General features: G+C 65.7%; 20 protein-coding genes. 6 read left to right on the top strand and 14 right to left on the bottom strand.

What is annotated here, in order from left to right; genetic code table 11:
* Nucleotides 1–3 precede the first annotated feature (3 nt).
* The 5 genes from glcE to tldD all read right to left on the bottom strand — a co-directional run bounded on the left by glcE (nt 4) and on the right by tldD (nt 7,214).
* Nucleotides 4–1,107 (bottom strand): glycolate oxidase subunit GlcE, encoded by a 1,104-nt coding sequence (gene glcE / locus ABFG95_RS23045; RefSeq protein ID WP_348994954.1) that lies wholly within the window; start codon nt 1,105–1,107, stop codon nt 4–6.
* A gap of 12 nt (nt 1,108–1,119) precedes the next feature.
* A complete protein-coding gene (locus ABFG95_RS23040) occupies nt 1,120–2,619 on the bottom strand; it encodes an FAD-linked oxidase C-terminal domain-containing protein (protein ID WP_348994953.1) in 1,500 nt (499 codons plus the stop codon).
* A gap of 265 nt (nt 2,620–2,884) precedes the next feature.
* Nucleotides 2,885–4,294, bottom strand: a complete 1,410-nt coding sequence (locus ABFG95_RS23035; RefSeq protein WP_049077588.1) for an FAD-linked oxidase C-terminal domain-containing protein — start codon at nt 4,292–4,294, stop codon at nt 2,885–2,887.
* Nucleotides 4,295–4,391: 97 nt separating this feature from the next.
* Entirely contained in the window at nt 4,392–5,465 is a 1,074-nt protein-coding gene (gene aroG / locus ABFG95_RS23030; protein WP_049072502.1) for a 3-deoxy-7-phosphoheptulonate synthase AroG, read from the bottom strand.
* A gap of 288 nt (nt 5,466–5,753) precedes the next feature.
* Entirely contained in the window at nt 5,754–7,214 is a 1,461-nt protein-coding gene (gene tldD / locus ABFG95_RS23025; protein ID WP_049072501.1) for a metalloprotease TldD, read from the bottom strand.
* 770 nt (nt 7,215–7,984) lie between these two features.
* Here tldD and ABFG95_RS23020 point away from each other — a divergent pair.
* Nucleotides 7,985–8,368: an H-NS histone family protein gene (locus tag ABFG95_RS23020; RefSeq protein ID WP_049072500.1), complete on the top strand. Its 384-nt coding sequence runs from the start codon at nt 7,985–7,987 to the stop codon at nt 8,366–8,368.
* A gap of 86 nt (nt 8,369–8,454) precedes the next feature.
* On the opposite strand, the gene ABFG95_RS23015 is transcribed toward ABFG95_RS23020, so the two are convergent.
* Nucleotides 8,455–9,093, bottom strand: a complete 639-nt coding sequence (locus ABFG95_RS23015) for a DUF4136 domain-containing protein (protein WP_049072499.1) — start codon at nt 9,091–9,093, stop codon at nt 8,455–8,457.
* A 150-nt stretch (nt 9,094–9,243) separates the two neighbouring features.
* Between ABFG95_RS23015 and pepN the strand changes: the two genes are divergently transcribed.
* Together pepN and ABFG95_RS23005 are read left to right on the top strand one after the other, a co-directional pair.
* The gene (pepN, locus tag ABFG95_RS23010; protein WP_348994952.1) at nt 9,244–11,949 is read left to right on the top strand and encodes an aminopeptidase N; all 2,706 of its coding nucleotides are present in this window, start codon (nt 9,244–9,246) and stop codon (nt 11,947–11,949) included.
* Nucleotides 11,950–11,959: 10 nt separating this feature from the next.
* Entirely contained in the window at nt 11,960–12,979 is a 1,020-nt protein-coding gene (locus ABFG95_RS23005) for a class 1 fructose-bisphosphatase (protein ID WP_054417627.1), read from the top strand.
* A gap of 71 nt (nt 12,980–13,050) precedes the next feature.
* Here the strand turns inward: ABFG95_RS23005 and ABFG95_RS23000 are convergent, their stop codons facing one another.
* The 4 genes from ABFG95_RS23000 to alaC form a co-directional block, all read right to left on the bottom strand.
* Nucleotides 13,051–13,272 carry a YgdI/YgdR family lipoprotein gene (locus ABFG95_RS23000; RefSeq protein WP_006393778.1) on the bottom strand — a complete coding sequence of 74 codons (222 nt, stop codon included), beginning with the start codon at nt 13,270–13,272 and terminating at the stop codon, nt 13,051–13,053.
* A 153-nt stretch (nt 13,273–13,425) separates the two neighbouring features.
* Nucleotides 13,426–14,835, bottom strand: a complete 1,410-nt coding sequence (gene thrC / locus ABFG95_RS22995; RefSeq protein WP_348994951.1) for a threonine synthase — start codon at nt 14,833–14,835, stop codon at nt 13,426–13,428.
* 123 nt (nt 14,836–14,958) lie between these two features.
* The gene (locus ABFG95_RS22990; protein ID WP_049072494.1) at nt 14,959–16,263 is read right to left on the bottom strand and encodes a homoserine dehydrogenase; all 1,305 of its coding nucleotides are present in this window, start codon (nt 16,261–16,263) and stop codon (nt 14,959–14,961) included.
* Nucleotides 16,264–16,440: 177 nt separating this feature from the next.
* On the bottom strand, nt 16,441–17,625 hold the full coding sequence (gene alaC / locus ABFG95_RS22985) for an alanine transaminase (RefSeq protein ID WP_059269648.1): 1,185 nt from the start codon (nt 17,623–17,625) through the stop codon (nt 16,441–16,443).
* 332 nt (nt 17,626–17,957) lie between these two features.
* Between alaC and ABFG95_RS22980 the strand changes: the two genes are divergently transcribed.
* From ABFG95_RS22980 to ABFG95_RS22970, 3 genes are read left to right on the top strand one after another with little or no spacing between them, the layout of a single operon-like run.
* The gene (locus ABFG95_RS22980) at nt 17,958–18,419 is read left to right on the top strand and encodes an Mth938-like domain-containing protein (protein ID WP_049072493.1); all 462 of its coding nucleotides are present in this window, start codon (nt 17,958–17,960) and stop codon (nt 18,417–18,419) included.
* On the top strand, nt 18,419–18,883 hold the full coding sequence (locus tag ABFG95_RS22975) for a peroxiredoxin (protein WP_006388430.1): 465 nt from the start codon (nt 18,419–18,421) through the stop codon (nt 18,881–18,883). Before ABFG95_RS22980 ends, ABFG95_RS22975 begins: the two co-directional genes overlap by 1 nt.
* Before the next feature lie 58 nt (nt 18,884–18,941).
* Nucleotides 18,942–20,648 (top strand): PhoH family protein, encoded by a 1,707-nt coding sequence (locus ABFG95_RS22970; protein WP_054417624.1) that lies wholly within the window; start codon nt 18,942–18,944, stop codon nt 20,646–20,648.
* 146 nt (nt 20,649–20,794) lie between these two features.
* On the opposite strand, the gene ABFG95_RS22965 is transcribed toward ABFG95_RS22970, so the two are convergent.
* The 4 genes from ABFG95_RS22965 to ABFG95_RS22950 form a co-directional block, all read right to left on the bottom strand.
* Complete coding sequence (locus ABFG95_RS22965) at nt 20,795–20,926, bottom strand: entericidin A/B family lipoprotein (protein ID WP_006388428.1); 132 nt, start codon at nt 20,924–20,926, stop codon at nt 20,795–20,797.
* A 41-nt stretch (nt 20,927–20,967) separates the two neighbouring features.
* Nucleotides 20,968–21,663 carry a fumarylacetoacetate hydrolase family protein gene (locus ABFG95_RS22960; RefSeq protein ID WP_049072492.1) on the bottom strand — a complete coding sequence of 232 codons (696 nt, stop codon included), beginning with the start codon at nt 21,661–21,663 and terminating at the stop codon, nt 20,968–20,970.
* Between the two features lie 82 nt (nt 21,664–21,745).
* A complete protein-coding gene (locus ABFG95_RS22955; RefSeq protein ID WP_049072491.1) occupies nt 21,746–22,048 on the bottom strand; it encodes a Dabb family protein in 303 nt (100 codons plus the stop codon).
* Nucleotides 22,048–23,925, bottom strand: a complete 1,878-nt coding sequence (locus tag ABFG95_RS22950; RefSeq protein WP_049072490.1) for an ABC transporter permease — start codon at nt 23,923–23,925, stop codon at nt 22,048–22,050. The genes ABFG95_RS22955 and ABFG95_RS22950 overlap by 1 nt, the downstream gene beginning before the upstream one ends.
* Nucleotide 23,926: the final 1 nt, after the last annotated feature.

The raw sequence follows: 23,926 nt of genomic DNA, 5'->3' as shown, positions 1-23,926 counted from the left end.
TGCCTATAGCTCCAGGACCAGCCGGCCGGGATTGAACAGCCCCGCCGGATCGAGTTCTTGCTTGAGGCGGCGCGTGATCAGCGCCACGCCCGGCGACAGCGGATGGAACACGCCATCGGCCGGCGGCCGCGTGCCCGCCGTACGGAACAGCGTCGCGTGGCCGCCCAGCCGCTGCGCCAGTTCGCGCAGCTCGGCGGCGTCCTGCGGTCCCAACAGCCAGCGCTGACCGCCGCCCCACTCCAGCAGGGCCTGCCCGCTGCCGACCGCCGCCGCCGTCGGCGGCAAAGCCAGCCGCCACAAGGGCTGGCCCGGCGCAAAGAAAGGATGGGTCTGTTCGCGCAGCCCGCTCCACCAGCCCTGCGCGGCCTCGGGCGCCAGCGCATCACCGCCGATCACCTGCCGCGCGCCAGCGATGGCCGGTGGCGCGCCCGACAGCCGCACGTGCATCTGGCCTTCCTCCCGCACGGTGCCCACCCAGCTGGTGGCCGAGATCGGCAAGGGCTTGCCGCGCCACAGCGCGAAGCTGGCCAATGCCTGGGCCTGGGTCGCCGGCAGCACCAGCGTCAATTCCTCCATCGGCCGCGGCACGACCTTCAGCGACACCTCGAGGATTGCCCCGAAGATGCCATGGGAACCGGCCAGCAGGCGCGATACGTCGTAGCCGGCCACGTTCTTCATGACCTCGCCGCCGAACGACAGCACCCGGCCGTCCGAATCCAGCAGTTGCGCCCCCAGCACGAAGTCGCGCAAGGCGCCCGCGCTCATGCGGCGCGGCCCCGACAGGCCCGCGGCCACGCAGCCCCCAATGGTGGCGGCAGGCGAAAAATGCGGCGGCTCGAAGGCCAGCATCTGGCCGTGCTCGGCCAGCGCCGCCTCCAGCTCAGCCAACGGCGTGCCGGCCCTGACCGTCACCACCAGTTCCGACGGGTGATAGCTGACGATGCCGCGATACGGAGTCATGTCCAGCAGGCAATGGCCATCCTGCGGCGTCACCGGCCGGTAGTTGCCATAGAAGGCCTTGCTGCCGCCGCCCATGACGAACAGCGGCTTGTGACCGGCGCGAGCCGTCATGACCTGGTCGCACAATTCCGACAGGACGAAGTCCATAAGGGAGACGTCCTAGAAGCGTGCGAGATCCGGGAAGCGCAGCTCGCCCGCATGTACGTGCATCTTGCCGTACTCGGCGCAGCGGGCCAGCGTAGGGATGACCTTTTCGGGATTGAGCAGGCACGGCGGATCGAATGCCCGCTTGACCGCCAGGAACGCGTCGAGTTCTTCGCGAGAGAATTGCACGCACATTTGATTTATTTTCTCCATTCCCACACCGTGCTCTCCAGTCACGGTTCCTCCCACCTGCACGCACAGTTCGAGTATGGCCGCGCCGAACTTCTCGGCGCGTTCCACTTCGTCCGGTTTATTCGAATCGAACAGGATCAACGGATGCAGGTTGCCATCGCCCGCATGGAACACGTTGGCGCAGCGCAGGCCGAACTCGTCTTCCATTTGCTCGATGGCGCCCAGCACCCGGGCGAGATGACGGCGCGGAATCGTGCCGTCCATGCAGTAGTAATCGGGCGACACGCGCCCGGCGGCGGGAAACGCGTTCTTGCGTCCCGCCCAGAATTTGAGCCGCTCGGCCTCCGAGGCCGACACCTGGCAGCGGGTGGAACCGGCCGCGCGGAAGATGGCTTCCATGCGCGCGATCTCGTGCGCCACTTCCTCGGGCGTGCCATCGGATTCGCACAGCAGGATGGCCTGCGCGTCCATGTCGTAGCCGGCGCGCACGAAGGGCTCGACCATGTGCGTCGCGCGCCGGTCCATCATCTCCAGCCCGGCGGGAATGATGCCGTCGGCGATCACCCGCGTTACCGCGTTGCCCGCGGCCTCAACGCTGGCAAAGCTCGCCATCACCACCTGGGCGCAGGCCGGCTTGGGAATCAGCTTGACCGTCACCTCGGTCACCACGCCCAGCATGCCTTCCGAGCCGATGAACACCGACAGCAGGTCCAGCCCCGGGGCGTCCGGCGCCTCAGAGCCCAGTTCGACCACGTCGCCGTCGATGGTGACTATGCGCACCCGCAGCACGTTGTGCACCGTGAGGCCGTATTTCAGGCAATGCACCCCCCCGGAATTCTCGGCGACGTTGCCGCCGATCGAACAGGCGATCTGGCTCGACGGGTCGGGCGCGTAGTACAGCCCGTAGGGCGCCGCGGCTTCCGAAATGGCCAGGTTGCGCACCCCGGGTTCAACCACCGCGGTCGCGCTGGCCAGGTCGATGTGCTTGATGCGATTGAACTTGGACAGGCCCAGCAGCACGCCCTGGCTATGCGGCATCGCGCCGCCCGACAGGCCGGTGCCGGCGCCGCGCGCCACCACCGGCGCATTCAGGCGCTTGCAGATGCGCATCACGGCCTGCACCTGTTCCTCGGTCTCGGGCAACGCCACCACCGCGGGCAATGCGCGGTAGAGCGACAGGCCGTCGCACTCGTAGGGGCGGGTGTCCTCTTCACGAAACAGCACGCAATGCGACGGCAGCGCGGCCGACAACGCCTCGACGAGTTGCTGCAACGAATAAGGCGCCGGCACTTGTGCCAGGCCGGTTTCGACCAGTGAATTCATGAGCGCAACAATAGCGCGACCGCAGGCTGGACGCAGGCCGGGATTTACCCGCATCCTGCGTACATCCAACGGCCGCGCGTGACCGCGGACGTAACCAGCCGTAAAACCCCTGCGCGCGGCATGGACAAGCGGACCGCAGGCAGGACCGTTCGCCATTCCCATCCCTTGGGAATTTTTATCCGCCGCGCCGGCGGGGCTTTCCTGAGGCCGAAAAAAAACCGGCGGATCGCCCCGCCGGCTTCTTCGTTGCGCCCCTGCGGACGCCTTACCAGGACACGATCTTGCCCGGGTTGAGAATGTTGTTCGGATCGAACGCGTGCTTGAGGCTGCGCATCAGCGCCAGCGCGTCATCGCCGTGCTCTTCGGCCATGAACTGCATCTTGTGCAGGCCGACGCCATGCTCGCCCGTGCAGGTGCCATCGGCCGCGATGGCCCGGCGCACCAGGTTGTGATTGATGGTCTCGGACTCCTGCCATTCGCGCTCGCTGTCGGCGTCCAGCAGCATCAGCACGTGGAAGTTGCCATCACCGACGTGGCCGACGATGGTGTACGGGAAGCTGGCGCGGTCCAGTTCCTCGACCGTGTCGCGCACGCAATCGGCCAGGCGCGAGATCGGCACGCACACGTCGGTGGTGCTGGCGCGGCAGCCGGGGCGCAATTGCAGGCCGGCGAAGTAAGCGTTGTGGCGCGCGGTCCACAGGCGGCTGCGGTCCTCGGGGCGCTCGGCCCATTCGAAGTCCATGCCGCCATGCTCGGCGGTGATGGCCTGCACGGTCTCGGCCTGCTCCTGCACGCCCGCCGGACTGCCGTGGAATTCAAACACCAGCAGCGGCGTTTCGCGCAGCGTCAGCTTGCTGTGCAGGTTGACAGCGCGCACGCTGGCCGCGTCCATGAACTCGACGCGCGCCACCGGCACGCCCATCTGGATGATTTCGATCACGCTCTGTACCGCGGCATCGAGCGTGGGGAAGTTGCAGACCGCGGCCGACACGGCCTCGGGCTGCGGATACAGGCGCACGGTGACTTCGGTGATGATGCCCAGCGTGCCTTCGCTGCCCACGAAGATGCGGGTCAGGTCGTAGCCGGCCGACGACTTGCGGGCGCGGCCGGCGGTGCGCACGATGCGGCCGTCGGCGGTGACCACGGTCAGCGACATGACGTTCTCGCGCATGGTGCCGTAGCGCACGGCGTTGGTGCCGGAGGCGCGCGTGGCGGCCATGCCGCCCAGGCTGGCGTCGGCGCCCGGATCGATCGGGAAGAACAGGCCGGTGCTGCGGATCTCTTCATTGAGCTGCTTGCGCAGCACGCCGGCCTGCACGGTGGCGGTCAGGTCTTCGGCGTTGACGGCCAGCACCTTGTTCATCTGCGACAGGTCCAGGCTGATGCCGCCCTGGATCGCCAGGATGTGGCCCTCCAGCGACGACCCCGCGCCGTAGGGAATCAGCGGCACGCGGTGTTCGTTGCACAGCCTGGCGACCTCGGCGACTTCCTCGGTGCTCTGGGCGAAGACCACGGCATCGGGCAGCATCGCCGGATACGGCGACTCATCGCGGCCATGGTGTTCGCGCACCGCGGCGGATTCGGAGAAGCGGTCGCCGAAGCGGGCGCGCAGGGCCTCGAGACAAGCGGCCGGCACCGCGCGGCGCAACGATTCAGCGTGCAAGGGAGCGTTCATGATCAGCGGATTCTCGGATGGGGAATCCGGATATTCTACGCCGCCCGCCTTGCTGCGCCGCAAACCGTCCGCCTGGACGGCTCGCGGCCGTTGCGGCTCATTTGCCGGAGGTCAGCGCGACCCGGCGGCGCTCCCGCACGGCATGCGCCAGGCGCTCGAGCACGGCTACCGAGGCGTCCCAGTCGATGCAGCCGTCAGTGATGCTCTGGCCGTAGACCAGCGGCGTGCCCGGCACCATGTCCTGGCGGCCGCCGAGCAGATGGCTTTCGACCATCACGCCGACCAGACGCGCGTCGCCCGCTTCCATCTGACGCGCCACGTCCTCGATCACCAGAGGCTGGTTCTCGGGCTTCTTGCTGCTGTTGGCGTGGCTGGCGTCGATCATGATGCGTTGCGCCAGGCCGGCCTTGGACATGTCCTGGCAGGCCGCATCGACACTGGCGGCGTCGTAGTTCGGCGTCTTGCCGCCGCGCAGGATGACGTGACAGTCCTCGTTGCCGGCCGTCGAGACGATGGCCGAATGCCCGCCCTTGGTCACCGACAGGAAATGGTGCGGCTGCGATGCCGCCTTGATCGCGTCCACGGCGATCTTCACATTGCCATCCGTGCCGTTCTTGAAACCCACCGGACACGACAGTCCGGATGCCAGTTCGCGATGCACCTGGCTCTCCGTCGTGCGCGCCCCGATCGCCCCCCAGGAAACCAGGTCCGCAATGTACTGCGGCGTAATCATGTCCAGGAACTCGCACCCCGCCGGCAGCCCCAGGCTGTTGATATCCAGCAGCAGCTCGCGCGCCACGCGCACGCCCTTGTTGATGTCGAAGCTGCCATCCAGGTCCGGGTCGTTGATCAGCCCCTTCCAACCGACCGTGGTGCGGGGCTTCTCGAAATACACGCGCATCACGATTTCCAGGTCCGCGCTGAGACGGTCACGCACCGGCTTCAGGCGCTTCGCGTATTCGATCGCGGCGCGGGTGTCGTGGATCGAACACGGGCCGATCACGACGATCATGCGGTCGTCCATGCCATGCAGGATGCGGTGCATCGACTGCCGGGCGGCGAACACGGTGTCGGAAGCTTCCTTGGTGCAGGCGAACTCGCGCATGACGTGCGCGGGCGGGTTCAGCTCTTTGATTTCTCGGATGCGAAGGTCGTCGGTATTGTGTGACACGGTACTGCTCCTGGGTTTCCCGCCACCGGGATCGGTCCCGGGGTTGTTCCTCAAGCTGACGGCACAAAAAAAGCCGCCAGTTCGCTGGCGGCTTTTTTGGGGGGATTCTTTCCAAACTTCAGATTGAGCGCTTCCCTTCCTCCGCCAGCGGCTTCAGAAAACCAAAAAAATAAAAGTAAAAGGCGGGGGAAGCGAATTTCATGGGAAAAGACTCTAGCACAATTTTTTCGGGCCGTCACGCCGGTTTATGATGCGGCGTGGCGGCCCTGCTGGCGGCCTGGCGCCCGGTCAGGCCGTCCCGCCGACGGTCAGGCCTTCCATGCGCACCGTGGGCATGCCCACGCCCACCGGCACGCTCTGGCCATCCTTGCCACACGTGCCCACGCCGGAATCCAGCTTCAGGTCGTCGCCGATCATGCTGACGCGGGTCATGGCGTCGGGGCCGTTGCCGATCAGGGTGGCGCCCTTGACCGGATACGTGATCTTGCCGTCTTCGATCATGTAGGCCTCGGAGGCCGAGAACACGAACTTGCCGTTGGTGATGTCGACCTGCCCGCCGCCGAAATTGGCCGCGTACAGGCCGCGCTTGACGGACGAGATGATTTCCTCGGGCGCCTTGTCGCCGGCCAGCATGTAGGTATTGGTCATGCGCGGCATGGGCAGATGCGCGAACGATTCGCGGCGGCCGTTGCCGGTGGCGGCGGTCTTCATCAGGCGCGCGTTCAGCGTGTCCTGCATGTAGCCGCGCAGGATGCCGTCTTCGATCAGCACGTTGCGCTGGGTGGCGTTGCCTTCATCGTCGATGTTGAGCGAGCCGCGGCGATCGGGAATGGTGCCGTCGTCGACCACGGTCACGCCCTTGGACGCGACACGCTCGCCGATGCGGCCCGAGAACACGCTGGAGCCTTTGCGGTTGAAGTCGCCTTCCAGGCCGTGGCCGACGGCTTCGTGCAGCAGGATGCCGGGCCAGCCGGATCCCAGCACCACCGTCATCTCGCCAGCGGGCGCCGGGCGCGCCTCCAGGTTGACCATGGCTTCATGCACGGCGCGCTCGACGTAGCCCTGCAGCATTTCGTCGGTGAAATACGCCAGCCCCAGGCGGCCGCCGCCGCCGGCATGACCCATTTCGCGGCGGCCATTGCGTTCGGCGATGACGGTCAGCGACAGGCGCACCAGCGGCCGCACGTCCGCTGCCAGGCGGCCATCGCTGCCAGCCACCAGCACAACGTCATATTCGGCCCCCAGGCCGGCCATGACCTGGATCACGTGCGGATCGCGGGCCCGCGCCATGCGCTCGATGCGTTCAAGCAGCGCGACCTTCTCGGGCGCGCTCAGGGTCGCCACCGGATCGATGTCGGCATACAGGCTGCGGCCCATTTCGGCCTCGACTTGCGCCGCCACCTTGACCTTGCCGGCGCCGCGGCGGGCGATGCCGCGCACCGCATGGGCCGAGGACAGCAAGGCGTCGGCCGAGAGCGAATCGGAATAGGCGAACGCGGTTTTCTCGCCGCTGACGGCGCGCACGCCGACGCCCTGGCTGATCGAGAAGCTGCCGGTCTTGACGATGCCCTCTTCCAGGCTCCAGCCCTCGCTGCGGGTGTACTGGAAATACAGGTCGGCATAGTCGACCTTGTGGGTGAAGATTTCGCCCAGCGCGCGCGCCATGTCGGCCTCGGTCAGCCCCCAGGGGTCGAGCAACAGCGATTTGGCGGTGGCCAGGGATGCAATAGCGGGATCGATGATTTTCATAGGACTCTGTTCGGGGGCGCCGGCGCGCACACGCGGCTGCCAGGACGCTCAAGGCTATATCGTACCGCCGACACGGGTCCGACGTCGCGCCGCTCGAATATTGTCTAGCAAGTTAACCAATTTGCGGCCGCTTCCAAACTGGCGCCAACGCTAGCCGAAAATAGGATCCTGCCGCCACGCATTGCTTCCAGCGGCCCCTGCCGACCGCAATGCAGCATGGCGGAAGACAGTGCCAAACTTGTCATACAACTCAACAACAAAATAGAGATACCGGGGAGAATGACGAAAATCTTTACACCGACATAACTTTCCCGAGAATCGGGAAGGAAAATCCGTATACCCGCTCAAATCGCTGAAATACGCGCTACGCCCCAGTCGTCCTATCTCTGGAAGATCAGTCCGAGACGATGCGGACGCGCTTTCCGAAACCGGGGCGACGCATTCTTACCTATCGCTGAAATTTCCGGATCTTTCATCCATCCGCTCGCTTCCTGAAACAAAAGCACGCAATTCCAGCGCCATGAAGTTGCATTCGTCCGCCCCGTGAACCAAAGCGGGTTTTGTTTCAATTGGTCCCAAATTTGAGAATATCATTCCCAAAACTTGTTCCTTGCGGGAACCCGCAAGACTAAAGACTCTCCGGCGGTTTTGATACAAAGTAATTAGTCCAAAACTGCGGCACTCGACCGGCAATTTCTGTATTATGCGAGGCACAACAAATAAACATAACTCCGCCGGCGATTAAAGCAGTTCCATAATCAGGAATAACCATGGCCCGAGAAACCTACGCAGCTCTGCAAGCAAAGATCGAAAAGGAAATCAACAAGCTCCAAAAGAAGGCTGAAGTCCTCCAAACCAAGCGTCGCAAGCCGGTGATCTCGTCGATCATCACGTCGATGCGCGAGTACGACATCACCCCCGAAGAGATCGCCGCCGCCTACGGCGCCGGCAAGCCTGTCCGCGCCGCCAGCGCCGGCCGCCGCAAGGCTGGCGCCGCCGGCCGCCCCGCCAACGCCGCCAAACGCGCCGTTGCGCCCAAGTACCGCCACCCCCAAACCGGGGAAACCTGGAGCGGTCGTGGCAAGGCGCCGCGCTGGCTCGCCGCGGAAGAAGCCGCCGGCGCCACGCGCGACAGTTTTCTCATCAAAGAATAAAACCTATTTTTCAGTAAGAAAAATAAAGGCGCACCATTGTGGTGCGCCTTTATTATTTTTGGCTTGCCGCCCGCGGCGGCTGAAATTTACTGAACGGGAAATTGGATTTCACGCTCGGCGCCATTATTTCCCGGGAAGTTGTCAAATATTGCACGAACCAGGTAGGGCATCATGCGGACAAAATTGTCCTGCTCGCTGAGTATGAAGGCGCTGGACCGGTAGACCTCGGCCCCGCCGCGCTGGCTATCGTGGATCTGCAGCGTGAGCGTATTGCGCTGGGCCACCACGGGCACGTCCACCCATTCCGGGCCCCAGTAGCCGTAATAGCCGCCCCACGGACGCGGACCATAGAAGCCGCCGTAGCCATACCCGCCGTTGAAATATGGGTCATAAGGCCGCCGCACCATGACTTGCGTCTGCGCCGTGCCATAACGGAACGACACGTCGAAACGGGCCTTGGCGCCGGCCGGGGCTTCCACCAGGCCGGTGGCGCCGATACCGGCACGAACCATGTCCTGGTAGGACTGATATTCAAGATTATTGGCCTGTGACGGTTCGGCGGGCACGAATTGATAGGTCTGGCCTTCGACGCCGGTGGGCCATTGCTGGAACGAGGTGACGCGCGCCGACACGGTGGGAGTGGCGCATCCGCTCAGCACCAGCGCCCCCAGTACGGCCAGGACGGCGGCCCAACGGCCGGTATTGAACGGTACGGAACGGAACATTTGCAACTCCTCATTGCGCGACGGCGCCCATCATACTGAGCTTTGACCGCGCGGGTCGCCGAAAGTTTACGCTCCCCCGGGGCCGATGCGCCTGTGTGTCACGGCCCAGCCACTACAATAGGACTCTCGTTCATACAGGACTGCAATCCCATGCGCACAGACACGCCCGTTACCGTATACCGCAAGGATTACCAGCCCTACCCCTACGACATTCCGCAAGTCTCCCTGGCCTTCGACCTGGCGCCCGACAGCACCGAGGTGCGCTGCATCATGCAGGTGCGGCGCAAGGCCGATGCCAGCGCCGACGCCGCCCTGGTGCTGGACGGCGAAGAGCTGGAACTCGTCTCGGTAGGCGTGGACGGCCAGGCCCTGCCGGCCGACCGCTACCACCTGTCCGAACACAGCCTGGCGCTGTACGGCCTGCCCGCCGAAGCCACCGTGGAGATCGTCAGCCGTTGCAAGCCCTCGGCCAACTCAACGCTGATGGGCCTGTACGTCTCGGGCGGCAATTTCTTCACCCAATGCGAGGCGGAGGGCTTTCGCCGCATCACGTGGTTCGCCGACAGGCCGGACGTCATGTCGCGCTACCGCGTGACCTTGCGCGCCGCGCCGGCCTATCCGGTGCTGCTGTCCAACGGCAACCTGGTTGCCTCGCGCCAGTTGCCCGACGGCCGCAACGAGGTGGAATGGGAAGACCCGTTCCCCAAGCCCTGCTATCTGTTCGCGCTGGTGGGCGGCAACCTGACCCACCGCGAAACCACGGTCAAGACCGCCAGCGGCCGCGACGTGTTGTTGCAGGTCTACAGCGACCCGGGCGCCGAGACCAAGACCGAATGGGCGCTGGATTCCCTGGTGCGCGCGTTGCGTTGGGACGAAACCCGTTTCGGCCTGGAACTCGACCTGGACCGCTTCATGGTGGTGGCCGTCCATGACTTCAACATGGGCGCGATGGAGAACAAGGGCCTGAACATTTTCAATGCCGCCTACGTGCTGGCCGACGCGGATACCGCCACGGACGCCAATTACGAGGGCATCGAATCGGTCATCGGCCACGAGTACTTTCACAACTGGACCGGCAACCGCGTCACCTGCCGCGACTGGTTCCAGTTGAGCCTGAAGGAAGGGCTGACCGTCTTCCGCGACCAGGAATTCAGCGCCGACATGATGGCGCAAGGCATGGACGAAACCGCCGCCGCCAGCGCCCGCGCGGTCAAGCGCATCGACGACGTGGTGACACTGCGCGCGGCGCAATTCCCGGAGGACGCGGGTCCGATGGCCCACCCGATCCGCCCCGACAGTTATCAGGAAATCGGCAACTTCTATACCGCCACGGTGTACGAGAAAGGCGCCGAGGTCATCCGCATGCAGCACACGCTGCTGGGCGAAGCCGGTTTCCGCGCCGGCATGGACGAGTATTTCCGCCGCCACGACGGCCAGGCCGTGACCTGCGACGACTTCGTCGCCGCCATGGAATCGGTCTACACCCGTCAGCACCCGGGCCGCGATCTGTCGGTGTTCCGCAACTGGTACCGCCAGGCGGGCACGCCGCGCGTTACCGTCAAGTTGACGCACGACGCCGCCGCGCGCCGCTGCACCGTGACGTTGTCGCAGGAATGCCAGCCGGTCGGTGTCGAGAAAAAGGCCCCCGCCGGCTTCGTCAAGGCGCCCTACCATATCCCCTTCGCCATCGGCCTGCTGGACCGCAATGGCCGCGCCCTGCCCTTGCGCCATGACGGCGCGGTCAAGGACACCGCGCTGCTGGAACTGACCACGCAGAGCCAGCAATGGCATTTCGACGACATCGACGAAATGCCGGTGCCGTCGCTGCTGCGCGACTTTTCCGCGCCGGTGATCGTCGATTACGACTGGACCGACGAGGAGTTGGCGCTGCTGTCGGCCCACGACGGCAACCCGTTCGCGCGCTGGGAAGCCGGCCAGGAACTGGCCACCCGCCAGATCCTGGCGCTGGCCGAGGCGCGCCAGGCCGGCCGCACGCTGCACGCCGACCCGGCCTTCATCGCCGCCTGGCGCGCGCTGTTGACCGACCCGGCGCTGGATGCCGCTTACCGCGCCCGCGCCCTGGCGCTGCCCTCGGAAAAGACCCTGGCCGAACGCATGCAGGCCGTCGATCCGCCGGCGCTGGCGGTGGCGCGCGATTTCCTGCGCGCCGAGCTGGGCCGGCAGTTGGCGGCCGAATTCCGCCAGGCCTTCGACGACAACCAGACGCCGGGCGAATACAGCCCCGCGCCCGTGCCGGCCGGCAAGCGGGCCATGAAGAACCTGGCGCTCAGCCACCTGATGGCGGCCGGCGAGCACGAGGCGCAGCGCCTGGCCGAACAGCAATACGAACACGCCGGCAACATGACCGACAGCATGGCGGCATTGTCGGCCCTGATCAACTACGGCCAGGGCGACTTCCCGCAACGGGCGCTGGCGGCGTTCTACGACAAATGGCATGACAACGCGCTGGTGGTGGACAAGTGGTTCGCGCTGCAGGCGGCGGCGCGCTACACCACGGTGCAGACCGCGCGCGAACTGATGACGCACCCGGCGTTCACGCTGCGCAACCCGAACCGGGCGCGCGCGCTGATTTTCCAGTTCTGCCTGAACAATGCCCGCGGCATGCACCACCCGGATGGCTCGGGCTACGCCTTCTGGGCCGACCAGGTGCTGGCGCTGGACGCCCTCAACCCGGAAATCGCCGCCCGCCTGGCGCGCGCGCTGGACAACTGGTCGCGCTACGTGCCGGCCCTGCGCGGCCCCATGCAGGAAGCGCTGCAGCGGGTGCGCGCCCACGAAGGGCTGTCGCGCAACGTGCAGGAAATCGTATCCAAGGCTTTAGAATTCGCAGCATAGGGAGAACCTCTTGAAACGTAAAACACTTACCCAATACCTGGTGGAGCAGCAACGCTCCGCGCAGGCCCTGGCCCCCGAAGTGCGGCTGCTCATCGAAGTGGTGGCGCGCGCCTGCAAGGCGATCAGCCACGCGGTCAGCAAGGGCGCGCTCGGCGGCGTCCTGGGCAGTCTCGAAAGCGAGAACGTGCAGGGCGAAGTGCAGAAGAAGCTGGACGTGCTGTCCAACGAGATCCTGCTCGAAGCCAACGAATGGGGCGGCCACCTGGCGGCCATGGCCTCGGAAGAGATGGAGACCATCCACCTGATTCCGAACCGTTACCCCAAGGGCGAATACCTGCTGCTGTTCGATCCGCTGGACGGCTCCTCGAACATCGACGTGAACGTGTCGATCGGCACCATCTTTTCGGTGCTGCACGCCCCGCACAACGTGTCGGGCGCGCCGGTCTGTGAGGCCGACTTCCTGCAGCCGGGCAACAAGCAGGTGGTGGCCGGCTATGCCGTCTACGGCCCGCAGACCATGCTGGTGCTGACCATCGGCAACGGCGTGGTCGGTTTCACGCTGGACCGCGAGATGGGTTCCTGGGTGCTGACCCACGAGAACATCCGCGTGCCCGAAGACACCAAGGAATTCGCCATCAACATGTCGAACATGCGCCACTGGGCCGCCCCGGTCAAGCGCTACATCGACGACTGCCTGGCCGGTTCCACCGGCCCCCTGGGCAAGGACTACAACATGCGCTGGATCGCCTCGATGGTGGCCGATGTGCATCGCATCCTGACCCGCGGCGGCATCTTCATGTACCCCTGGGATGCGCGCGAGCCGGGCAAGGCCGGCAAGCTGCGCCTGATGTACGAAGCCAACCCCATGAGCTTCCTCATCGAACAGGCCGGCGGCGCGGCAATCAACGGCACGCAGCGCATCCTCGACATCCAGCCGGACAAGCTGCACCAGCGCGTCAGCGTGATCCTGGGCTCGAAGAACGAAGTCGAACGCGTGGGCCGCTACCACGCCGAGGACGCGGGCAAGTAAGCTCGGTGTTCGCCCAACAAAAAGCCCCGGCCTGAGCCGGGGCTTTTTTTCGTCGGGATCCGGCGAAGGGCTTACTTGACCTCTTCGATGGACTTCACATCGTCCTTGTTGATCTGGACCTTCTTGCCGTCCTTGTCGTACTCGTACATGCCGGACTTCTTGTCATAGGTCGGCGTGTCGGGCGTCACGGTCGAGGTCCCGTCCCGTTGCTGAATAACCGAGGGCGACGAGCATCCGGCCAGCACCCCTACTCCGGTCACCACCAGGGCCAACGTCATGGTCTTCAGGTTCATGGGCGTGTTCTCCGAGTGTGAATGGTGGATTCACTGTATCGGATGCGCGCCGAAAAAAAGTGACGGCATGTGGCCAAAATGCGTATGAAAGTAAAAAACCCCTCGCGGCTCACACCGCGAGAGGTTGCAACCCCATACAACCGCAAGCTGCCTTTACACCTTGGCGTGGGCCTCGACGTAGCGGCGCACGGCGGCGGCATCGCAGTCCATGACTTCAACGCGCTGCGGCAAGGATTCCAGGTTGGCCAGATTGCCCGGCGGCGTGGCCGGACGGCCCAGCGCGGCCTCGATGGTTTCCGAGAACTTGGCCGGCAAGGCGGTTTCCAGCACCAGCATCGGCACGCCGGGCTCGACGTGCTCGCGCGCGACCTTGACGCCGTCGGCGGTGTGCGGATCGACCAGCACGCCGGTCTCGTCGTAAAGCGAACGGATCGTGGCCAGGCGGTCTTCGTGCGAGCTGGCGCCCGAGACGAAGCCGTACTGTGCCTCGAATTGCGGCTTGAGCGCCGACAGGTCGAAGAAACCGTCGCGCGCCATGTCGGCCCACAGCGCCTTGACGCGGTCGGCATCGCGGCCGACCAGGTCGAACACGAAGCGCTCGAAGTTCGAGGCGCGCGAAATGTCCATCGACGGGCTGGAGGTGGCGTAGGTCTGCTCGGCCGGGCGTGGGCGATAGATGCCGGTGCGGAAGAATTCTTCCAGCACGTTGTTCTCGTTGGTGGCCAGCACCAGGCGGCGCACCGGCAGGCCCATGCCGCGGGCGATGTGGCCCGACAGGATGTTGCCGAAGTTGCCCGAGGGCACCGTGAACGAGACCTGCTGGCCCGGCTTGTCGGTGGCGCGCAGCCAGCCGTGGAAGTAGTACACCACCTGGGCGGCGATGCGCGCCCAGTTGATCGAGTTGACCGCGCCCAGGCGGTACTTGGCCTTGAAGGCCAGGTCGCCGGCCAGCGCCTTGACGATGTCCTGCGCTTCGTCGAACACGCCGCGCACGGCGATGTTGTGGATGTTCTCGTCCTGCAGCGAGTACATCTGGGCGCGCTGGAACGCGCTCATGCGGCCGTGCGGCGACAGCATGAATACGGCCACGCCGCGTTTGCCGCGCAGCGCGTATTCGGCCGCCGAACCGGTGTCGCCCGAGGTGGCGCCGACGATGTTGAGCGTGGTGCCGCGTTGGGTCAGCACGTACTCGAACACCTGGCCCAGGAACTGCATGGCCATGTCCTTGAAGGCCAGCGTCGGGCCTTCGGACAGCCCCAGCAGCGACAGGCCGTCGTTCAGCGGACGTAGCGGGACGATGTCTTCGCTGTTGAAGATCTGCGAGGTGTAGGCGGCGCGGGTCAGGCGGCGCAGGTCCTCGGCCGGGATGTCGGTGGCAAAGCGCGACAGCACTTCGAACGCCAGGTCGGCGTACGGCAGACCGCGCCAAGATTCCAGCGTCTCTGCCGAGATCTGCGGCAGTTGCTCCGGCACGGCCAGGCCGCCATCCGGCGCCAGCCCTTCGAGCAGGATGTCGGAGAACGGCAGGGGCGCCATGCCCCCCCGCGTAGAAATGTAGTTCATGTCATTGACTCCACAATGCACTGCGTCCCGCCAGGCCAGGCCGCGCGGAGCCGGCTCCGCCGGGCCGCCGCCGGCGCCCCCTTGAGGGGGAAGCGCCGCAGGCGCTTCGGGGGTGGGCCTTCCTCATGCCAAATGCTCCACGCGCAGGCGCGTGACCTTGGACCGCACGAACGGCAAGGCCTCGATGCGCTCGATGGCCTGGTTGACGTTGCCCTCCACCGCTTCGTGCGTCAGGAAGATGATGTCCGCGCCGCCGATGTGCGAGGGCTGCTGGATCATCGAGCCGATCGAGATCGAGCGGTCGGCCAGGAGGCGCGCGATGTCGGCCAGCACGCCCGGCTGGTCGTCCACGCGCAGGCGCAGGTAGTAGGAGGTGCTGACCTGCTCGATCGGCAGGATCGGCGTGTCGGCCATGGCGTCCGGCTGGAACGCCAGATGCGGCACGCGGTTGCCCGGATCGGCGGTATGCAGGCGGGTCACGTCGACCAGGTCGGCCACCACCGCCGAGGCGGTCGGCTCTTCGCCGGCGCCCTGGCCGTAGTACAGCGTCGGGCCGACGGCGTCGCCCTTGACCAGCACCGCGTTCATGGCGCCTTCGACGTTGGCCAACAGGCGCTCGGCCGGCACCAGCGCGGGATGCACGCGCAGCTCGATACCGTCGGCGCGGCGCTTGGTGATGCCCAGCAGCTTGATGCGGTAGCCCAGGCGCTCGGCGTGCTCGATGTCCTCGGCGGCCAGTTGCGAGATGCCTTCGATGTAGGCGCGGTCGAACTGCACCGGCACGCCGAAGGCCAGCGAGGCCAGCAGCGTCAGCTTGTGCGCGGCGTCGACGCCTTCCACGTCGAACGTGGGATCGGCTTCGGCGTAGCCCAGGCGCTGGGCTTCGGCCAGCACGTCGGCGAACGGCAGGCCGCGCGAGCGCATTTCCGACAGGATGAAATTGGTGGTGCCGTTGATGATGCCGGCGACCCACTGGATGCGGTTGGCGGTCAGGCCTTCGCGGATGGCCTTGATGATGGGGATGCCGCCGGCGACGGCGGCTTCGAAGGCCACCATCACGCCGCGCTCGGAGGCCGCGGCGAAGATCTCATTGCCGTGCTTGGCCAGCAGCGCCTTGTTGGCGGTGACCACGTGCTTGCCGTTGGCGATGGCTTCCAGCACCAGCTCGCGCGCCAGCGTATCGCCGCCGATCAGCTCGACCACGATGTCGATCTCGGGATCGCGCACCAGCGCGTGCACGTCGGTATCCACGGGCAGCGTGTCGCCGACGCGGGCGCGCGCCTTGGGCACGTCGCGCACGGCGGCGCGGGTCACTTCAATGCGGCGACCGGCGCGGCGCGCGATCTCTTCCGCATTGCGCGACAGCACCGTCCAGGTGCCGCCGCCGACCACGCCCAGGCCGAGCAGGCCCACTTTCATGGGATTCATCGCGGCGCCCTCGGCGGGCGGGCGTTGAGGGGAATTCATTTCAGTTCTCCAAACACTCACGCAATAACGGCTGCAGTCCACAAACGCGCCCCCCCGATCGGGATGCCGCGGATCCGGCTCCGCCGGTCCGCCAGCATGCCCCCCTGGGGGGAAGCGCGCAGCGCTTCGGGGGGGACCTTACCTATAGCCGTCCTTGCGGAACATATCCTTGATGCCGCGCACCGCCTGGCGGGTGCGCTGCTCGTTTTCGATAAGAGCGAAGCGCACGTATTCGTCGCCATACTCGCCGAAGCCGATCCCGGGGGAAACGGCTACCTTCGCATCCGACAGGACGCGCTTGGCAAACTCCAAAGAGCCCATCGCCCGGTAGGGTTCGGGGATCTGCGCCCAGATGTACATGGACGCCTTGGGAATTTCCACATTCCAACCTGCTTCGTGCAGACCGCGCGCGAGCACGTCGCGGCGGCTTTGGTACTGCGCCACGATTTCGTTCACGCAGTCCTGCGGGCCGTCGAGGGCGGCGATCGAGGCCACCTGGATCGGCGTGAACGTGCCGTAGTCGTGATAGCTCTTGATGCGCGCCAGCGCGCCGACCAGCTCGCGGTTGCCGACCATGTAGCCGATGCGCCAGCCCGCCATGTTGTAGCTCTTGCTCATGGTGAAGAACTCGACCGCGACATCGCGCGCGCCGGGCACCTGCATGATCGAGGGGGCGACATAGCCGTCGAAGGTGATGTCGGCGTAGGCCAGGTCGTGCACCACCAGGATGTCGTGTTCCTTGGCCAGGGCCACCACGCGCTCGAAGAACGACAGGTCGACGCACTGGGCGGTCGGGTTGCTGGGGAATCCCAGCACCATCATCTTGGGCTTGGGAATCGACTCGCGCACGGCGCGCTCGAGTTCCTCGAAGAAGTCCACGCCCGGCGTCATGCGCACGGAACGGATGTTGGCGCCGGCGATGACCGCGCCATAGATGTGGATCGGGTAGCTGGGGTTGGGCACCAGCACGGTGTCGCCGCGGTCCAGGGTGGCCAGCATCAGGTGCGCCAGGCCTTCCTTGGAGCCGATGGTGACGATGGCTTCGGAATCGGGGTCGAGTTCGACCGCGTAGCGGCGCTGGTACCAGTCACAGATGGCCTTGCGCAGGCGCGGGATGCCCTTGGACACCGAGTAGCCGTGGGTGGTCGGGCGGATGGTGGCCTCGACCATCTTGTCGACGATGTGCTTGGGGGTGGCGCCGTCCGGATTGCCCATCGACATGTCGATGATGTCCTCGCCGCGCCGACGGGCTGCCATCTTGAGCTCGCCGGTAATGTTGAAAACGTACGGGGGCAAACGCTCAATGCGAGAGAACTTCCTCATGATGGGAATCCTTAGGGGGCGAAGGGGCAAAAATCCAGGGCGCGAGGGCGCGAAGGGGAAACGGGCTCAAAGGCCGCGCCAGCAAAGGTTTGCGGCGCAGCAAAACCCTGTAATCTAGCGCAAGGACGCCTGGGCGGCAAATGGAACAAAAATAGGGCCTGTTTGAGCGCAAAATTGGTGGCAAAAATGCCCGTCCGGCCGCCGGGCCGCCCCCAAGGGCGGGCAGCCCCCGCGGGGCAGAGTGCGCAGCGAGCAAGGCGTGGGGGTATTCCCTTTGCAACATGCCGCCATCCTGATGCGCTATTATCGGAGCCATAAAGCCGGAGTATTTATTGAAGCTGCATACCGATCCTGCGACGGCCGCCCTGAACACCGTCACCGCCTACGGTGACGGTTATATCGAGGTCAACCAGGTACGTTTTTCCTCCTCGGTCGCTTTTGGCCCCGAAGGCGAAGTTGCCCCTTGGCCCGTTCAGTCGCCGGCCGACATCACCCCCACCCTCTTGCGTCAGGCGGCCGGATTGTCCGAACCCGTCCGCGACCCCTTGGCATTCCTGGACGAACCCGAAGCCACCCCCAGCCGCCCGGCCAATGCGCCGGAAGTGCTGCTGGTCGGCACGGGCGGCCGCCAGCAGTTCCTGCGCCCCGAAGTGCTGCGTCCCCTGTTGGCCGCGGGCATCGGCGTGGAAATCATGGACACCCACGCCGCCTCGCGCACCTACAACATCCTGATGGCGGAGGGCCGGCGCGTGGTCGTCGCCCTCATCCCCCCGAACGGAGAACCCCAGACATGATGATGCCCATCATCGGCAAGCCCGCCCCGCTGTTCACCGCTGAAAGCACCATCGGGCCGATCAGCCTGGAGCAGTGCCAGGGTCGCGCCGTGATCCTGTATTTCTATCCCAAGGACAACACCCCTGGCTGCACCACCGAGAGCCAGGATTTCCGCGACCTGCACGCCGACTTCCTGTCGGCCAGCGCCGTGGTGGTCGGAATCTCGCGCGATTCGCTGAAGTCGCACGAGAACTTCAAGGCCAAGTACGAGCTTCCTTTCCCTCTCATCTCCGACGCCGACGAAACCGTGTGCAATCTGTACGGCGTCATCAAGCAGAAGAACATGTACGGCAAGCAGGTGCGCGGCATCGAGCGCAGCACCTTTCTGATCGACGCTTATGGCGTGCTGGTGCAGGAGTGGCGCGGGGTGAAGGTCCCGGGCCACGCCAAGGAAGTCCTGCAGGCCGCCAAGAGCATCGGTTAGCCGTGCACAGGAATACCCGTCAGGTGCCATAGCCGGCCCATACTGGAGAGTGACGCATATGCCGCTTCCGAAGTTGCCCACCCGCCCCGCAGCCATCCTGACCTTCCCCTCGGGCGATAACGCCCGGGCGCAGGCCCGCAGCACCAAGACCGCCGCTGCGCGGTCGAACACCCAGGCCGTCCTGGCCGAAGACGACGAGGACGAGCTGCTGGTCCAGCCCGAACTCGACGGCATGGCCCATCCCGCCCGCAAGGCCCAGATTCCGGCCCGCCAGGTGCCGCCGCCGGCCCCCGCCGCGCCGGCCCCGGCGCCGCGCGCCCAGGCGCGCCAGGCCAAGCCCGCCGCGACTCCGGCCAAGCGCGCCAAGCCGCGCGCCCAGAACGAGCCGCGCAAGCTGTTCGTGCTGGACACCAACGTGCTGCTGCACGACCCCAGCTCGCTGTTCCGCTTCGAAGAGCACGACATCTTCCTGCCGATGATGACGCTCGAAGAACTGGACCACCAGAAAAAGGGCATGTCCGAAGTGGCGCGCAACGCCCGCCAGGTCAGCCGTTCGCTCGACGCCCTGGTGCAGGACGCGACCCAGCTGGACGAAGGCCTGGAACTGGCCAAGCTGGGCAACAAGGACGCCACCGGGCGCCTGATGTTCCAGACCACCGCCATCCACAGCACCCTGCCCTCGGACCTGCCCATGGGCAAGGCCGACAATCAGATCCTGGGCGTGGTGCGGGCGCTGCAGGAAAAATACCCGCAGCGCGAAGTCGTGCTGGTGTCCAAGGACATCAACATGCGCCTGAAGGCGCGCGCGCTGGGCATGGCCGCGGAAGACTACTTCAACGACCACGTCCTGGAAGACTCGGACCTGATGTACTCGGGCGTGATGCAGCTGCCCGAGGATTTCTGGAACAAGCACGGCAAGGACGTCGAATCCTGGCAACAGGGCGGCACCACCTTCTACCGCATCCACGGCCCGCTGTGTTCGCAGTTCGTGGTCAACCAGTTCGTCTACTTCGAAGGCCAGATGCCGCTGTACGCCCAGGTGCGCGAGGTCAGCGGCAAGATGGCGGTGCTGGCGACGCTGCGCGACTACACCCACGGCAAGAACAACGTCTGGGGCATCACCGCGCGCAACCGCGAGCAGAACTTCGCCATGAACCTGCTGATGAACCCGGAATGCGACTTCGTGTCGCTGCTGGGCCAGGCGGGCACGGGCAAGACGCTGCTGGCGCTGGCGGCCGGCATCACCCAGGTACTGGAGACCAAGCGCTACACCGAGATCATCATGACCCGCGTCACGGTGCCTGTCGGTGAAGACATCGGCTTCCTGCCCGGCACCGAGGAAGAGAAGATGCTGCCCTGGATGGGGGCGCTGGAAGACAACCTCGACGTGCTGAACATGGGCGAAGGCGAAGGCAACGGCGACTGGGGGCGCGCCGCCACCATGGACCTGATCCGGTCGCGCATCAAGGTCAAGTCGCTGAACTTCATGCGCGGGCGCACCTTCCTGAACAAGTACCTGATCATCGACGAGGCCCAGAACCTGACGCCCAAGCAGATGAAGACGCTGGTGACGCGCGCCGGCCCCGGCACCAAGGTGATCTGCCTGGGCAACATCGCCCAGATCGACACGCCTTACCTGACCGAAGGCAGCTCGGGCCTGACGTTCGTGGTCGACCGCTTCAAGGGCTGGCCGCACTCGGGCCACGTAACCTTGCAGCGCGGCGAGCGCTCGCGCCTGGCGGACTACGCCGGGGACGTGCTGTGAGCCGTCACGCGGCGTGGGCTAGCTGCCCGCCGAGGAGACTGTTTCCCCTTGGAGCGGCTGGCAGGGAATCCCCGTAACGCCGCGCCCGGCCAAAGAAAAAGCCCCTTGAGCAATCAAGGGGCTTTTTTTCCACACGGCCGGACGATTTATTTGTCGGCGGCGTTGGTGATGGCGTTGCCGGCCCGCGACATGTCCTTGCCCATGCCCGCCACGGTATTGCAACCGGCGAGTACGAAGCCGAACACGACGAAGGCGGTCAGCACGATCTTGCTGCGCATGCTGGCGCTCCTGAAGTGAAGAAACGGTTCCGGGGCGTACTTTAAACGATCTGGACGCGAAGTTCGCCCAGGCCATCCACGCCGCCGGTGATGACATCGCCCTGCACCACGGCGCCCACGCCCTCGGGCGTGCCGGTGAAGATGATGTCGCCCGGCTGCAGCTCGAACAGGCCCGACAGGTAGGCAATGCTTTCGGGGATGTTCCAGATCATCTGGGAGATATCGCTGGCCTGCTTGCGCTGGCCGTTGACGTCGAGCCAGATGGCGCCCTTGTCGAGCGTGCCGACCACGCTGCGCGGGTGGATCGGCCCCAGGGGCGCGGACAGGTCGAACGCCTTGCCCACTTCCCAGGGACGGCCCTGCTTCTTCATTTCGCCCTGCAGGTCGCGGCGGGTCATGTCCAGGCCCAGGGCGTAGCCCCAGACGCAATCGTTGGCCTGATCCACCGGAATGTCCCGACCGCCCTTGCCCAGCACCACCACCAGTTCCATTTCGTAGTGCAGGTTGGAGGTCTTGGGCGGATACGGCATCTTGCCGGTCTCGCCATCGGCCACGCTCAGCACCGCGTCGGCGGGCTTGCAGAAGAAGAACGGATCTTCACGGCCGGTGAAGCCCATTTCCTTGGCGTGCTCGGCGTAGTTGCGGCCGACGCAATAGACGCGGCGCACCGGGAACAGCGCGGCGCTGCCGGCAACGGGAACCGCGGTCAGCGGCTGGGGAGGCAATACGTAGTCCATGATCTATCAACCTATGACGGGTGGAACGGTCCGATGGCAAAAAATCATCCGCGAGTGTATCCCTTTCCGGGAACGCGAATATTCAGGGAATTGTAGGGATTTCCCCGTCAAACACCACCAGGCGCGTGATGAAGTCGGCCATGTAGGCTTTCATTTCCTGATGCGCGGGCGACACCTGATAGCGGTCGTGGGCGGCGGCGTCGGCGAAGCCGGCCACCACCGCATGGGACAGGCCATCCGAGCGGCTGGCCTCGTTGGGCCGGAAGGCATAGGCGGCCACCCCGTCGCATTCGGCCATGATGCGGGCACAGTATCCCTGCACCCGTTCATGGAAGCGCGCGTCGGCGGCGCCGGAAAGCTGCAGCATCACGACATGCAGGAACATCACGACTCCTTTTTCGAACGGGCGACGGCCAGCCAGGCGCGCGACACCAGCCCCATGATGCCGTCGCGGAACAACAGGACGCACAGGATGAAGATAGCCCCCTGCACGATCAGCACCCAGGACCCCAGCGGCGCCAGGTAATTCTGCAGCGACACGAAAGTGAACGCGCCGGCCAGCGGACCGAACACCGTGCCAATGCCGCCCAGCAGCGCCATCAGCACCACTTCGCCGTTGGCGTGCCAGTGCACGTCGGTCAGCGAGGCCACGCCGAACACCAGCACCTTGAGCCCGCCGGCCAATCCCGCCACCGAGGCCGACAACGTAAACGCCAGCAGCTTGTAGCGCGACGTCGAATAGCCCAGCGAGCGGGCCCGTTGCTCGTTGTCGCGCACGGAACGGATCACCTCGCCGAACGGCGAATTGAGCACCCGCAGCACGAAGGCGTAACCCAGGGCGAACACCGCCAGCGTGAAGTAGTACATCGGCATCACGCTGTCCAGGTCGAACAGACCGAACAGCTTGCCGCGCGGCACGCTCTGCAGGCCGTCCTCGCCGCCGGTGAAACCCGCCTGCACCGCGATGAAGTACACCAGCTGCGACAGCGCCAGCGTGATCATGGCGAAGTAGATACCCTGGCGCCGGATCGCGATGGCGCCGAACGCCAGCCCGAGCAGGCCGCCGGTCAGCACCCCGGCCAGCAGGCCCAGTTCGGGCGTGGCGCCCAACAGCTTCATGACAATGCCGGTGGCATAGGCCGCCGCGCCGAAGAAGGCGGCGTGGCCGAACGACAACAGGCCGACATAGCCCACCAGCAGGTTGAAGGCCGCGGCGAACAGCGCGAAACACAGCACCTTCATCAGGAACGTGGGATAGACAAACCAGGGCGCGGCCAGCGCCACCAGCGCCAGGGCCGCCATGCTCCAGCGCATGGCGCGACGACCCAGCTGCACCGGTTCGCGCGTGGCTTCGGCCGCCAGCACGTTCTGCACCTGCAGCGGCTTGCCGAACAGGCCGGCAGGCTTGCACAGCAGCACCAGCACCATGATGAGGAAGATCGCCAGGTTGGCGGCTTCCGGATAGAACACCTTGGTCAGCCCCTCGATGATGCCCAGCCCGAAGCCGCTGACGATGGCGCCCATGATGGAACCCATGCCGCCTATCACCACCACCGCGAACACCACCACCACCAGGTTCGAGCCCATCATCGGGCTGACCTGGTAGATGGGCGCGGCGATCACGCCGGCCACCGACGCCAGCGCCACGCCGAGCGCGTAGGTCAGCGTGATCAACAGCGGCACGTTGATGCCGAACGAGCGCACGATGGTCGGGTTCTCGGTGGCCGCGCGCAGCATGGCGCCGACGCGGGTCTTCTCGATCAGCACCCACACCGCCAGGCACAGCACCAGCGACACCGCCACCGCCCAGCCGCGGTACCACGGCAGGAACATGAAGCCCAGGTTGACCCCGCCCGTCAGCGCCTTGGGGATGGTGTACGGCAACCCCGACACGCCGTAGGCCTGGCGCAGCCCGCCTTCAATCAGCAGCGCCAGCCCGAAGGTCAGCAGCAAGCCGTACAGATGGTCCATGCGGTAGGTGCGCGAGATCAGCACGCGCTCGATCACGATGGCGAACGCCGCCATGATGAGCGGCACCAGCACCAGCGCGGCCCAGTAGTTCACGCCCAGGTAATTGAGCAGCATCCAGGCCAGGAACGCGCCCGCCGTGTACTGCGCGCCATGGGCGAAGTTGATGATGTTCAACAGGCCGAAGATCACCGCCAGCCCGATCGAGAGCAAGGCGTAGAACGAACCGTTGATCAGGCCGAGCAGGAGCTGGCCGAACAGTGCCGTGGACGGCACGCCAAAAATTTCGAACACA

The sequence above is a fragment of the Achromobacter sp. HNDS-1 genome, assembly GCF_040084795.1.
Taxonomy (GTDB): domain Bacteria; phylum Pseudomonadota; class Gammaproteobacteria; order Burkholderiales; family Burkholderiaceae_B; genus Achromobacter; species Achromobacter ruhlandii.
The sequence above is the reverse complement of the archived record's forward strand: the minus strand, read 5'-3'. Positions and strand labels throughout refer to the sequence as shown.

Bases quoted from the DNA above. Each gene is read 5' to 3' on its own strand.
- glcE (WP_348994954.1), bottom strand. From the start codon at position 1,107: ATGGACTTCGTCCTGTCGGAATTGTGCGACCAGGTCATGACGGCTCGC.
- ABFG95_RS23040 (WP_348994953.1), bottom strand. From the start codon at position 2,619: ATGAATTCACTGGTCGAAACCGGCCTGGCACAAGTGCCGGCGCCTTAT.
- ABFG95_RS23035 (WP_049077588.1), bottom strand. From the start codon at position 4,294: ATGAACGCTCCCTTGCACGCTGAATCGTTGCGCCGCGCGGTGCCGGCC.
- tldD (WP_049072501.1), bottom strand. From the start codon at position 7,214: ATGAAAATCATCGATCCCGCTATTGCATCCCTGGCCACCGCCAAATCG.
- ABFG95_RS23020 (WP_049072500.1), top strand. From the start codon at position 7,985: ATGGCCCGAGAAACCTACGCAGCTCTGCAAGCAAAGATCGAAAAGGAA.
- ABFG95_RS23015 (WP_049072499.1), bottom strand. From the start codon at position 9,093: ATGTTCCGTTCCGTACCGTTCAATACCGGCCGTTGGGCCGCCGTCCTG.
- pepN (WP_348994952.1), top strand. From the start codon at position 9,244: ATGCGCACAGACACGCCCGTTACCGTATACCGCAAGGATTACCAGCCC.
- ABFG95_RS23000 (WP_006393778.1), bottom strand. From the start codon at position 13,272: ATGAACCTGAAGACCATGACGTTGGCCCTGGTGGTGACCGGAGTAGGG.
- thrC (WP_348994951.1), bottom strand. From the start codon at position 14,835: ATGAACTACATTTCTACGCGGGGGGGCATGGCGCCCCTGCCGTTCTCC.
- ABFG95_RS22990 (WP_049072494.1), bottom strand. From the start codon at position 16,263: ATGAATCCCATGAAAGTGGGCCTGCTCGGCCTGGGCGTGGTCGGCGGC.
- alaC (WP_059269648.1), bottom strand. From the start codon at position 17,625: ATGAGGAAGTTCTCTCGCATTGAGCGTTTGCCCCCGTACGTTTTCAAC.
- ABFG95_RS22975 (WP_006388430.1), top strand. From the start codon at position 18,419: ATGATGCCCATCATCGGCAAGCCCGCCCCGCTGTTCACCGCTGAAAGC.
- ABFG95_RS22970 (WP_054417624.1), top strand. From the start codon at position 18,942: ATGCCGCTTCCGAAGTTGCCCACCCGCCCCGCAGCCATCCTGACCTTC.
- ABFG95_RS22965 (WP_006388428.1), bottom strand. From the start codon at position 20,926: ATGCGCAGCAAGATCGTGCTGACCGCCTTCGTCGTGTTCGGCTTCGTA.
- ABFG95_RS22960 (WP_049072492.1), bottom strand. From the start codon at position 21,663: ATGGACTACGTATTGCCTCCCCAGCCGCTGACCGCGGTTCCCGTTGCC.
- ABFG95_RS22955 (WP_049072491.1), bottom strand. From the start codon at position 22,048: ATGTTCCTGCATGTCGTGATGCTGCAGCTTTCCGGCGCCGCCGACGCG.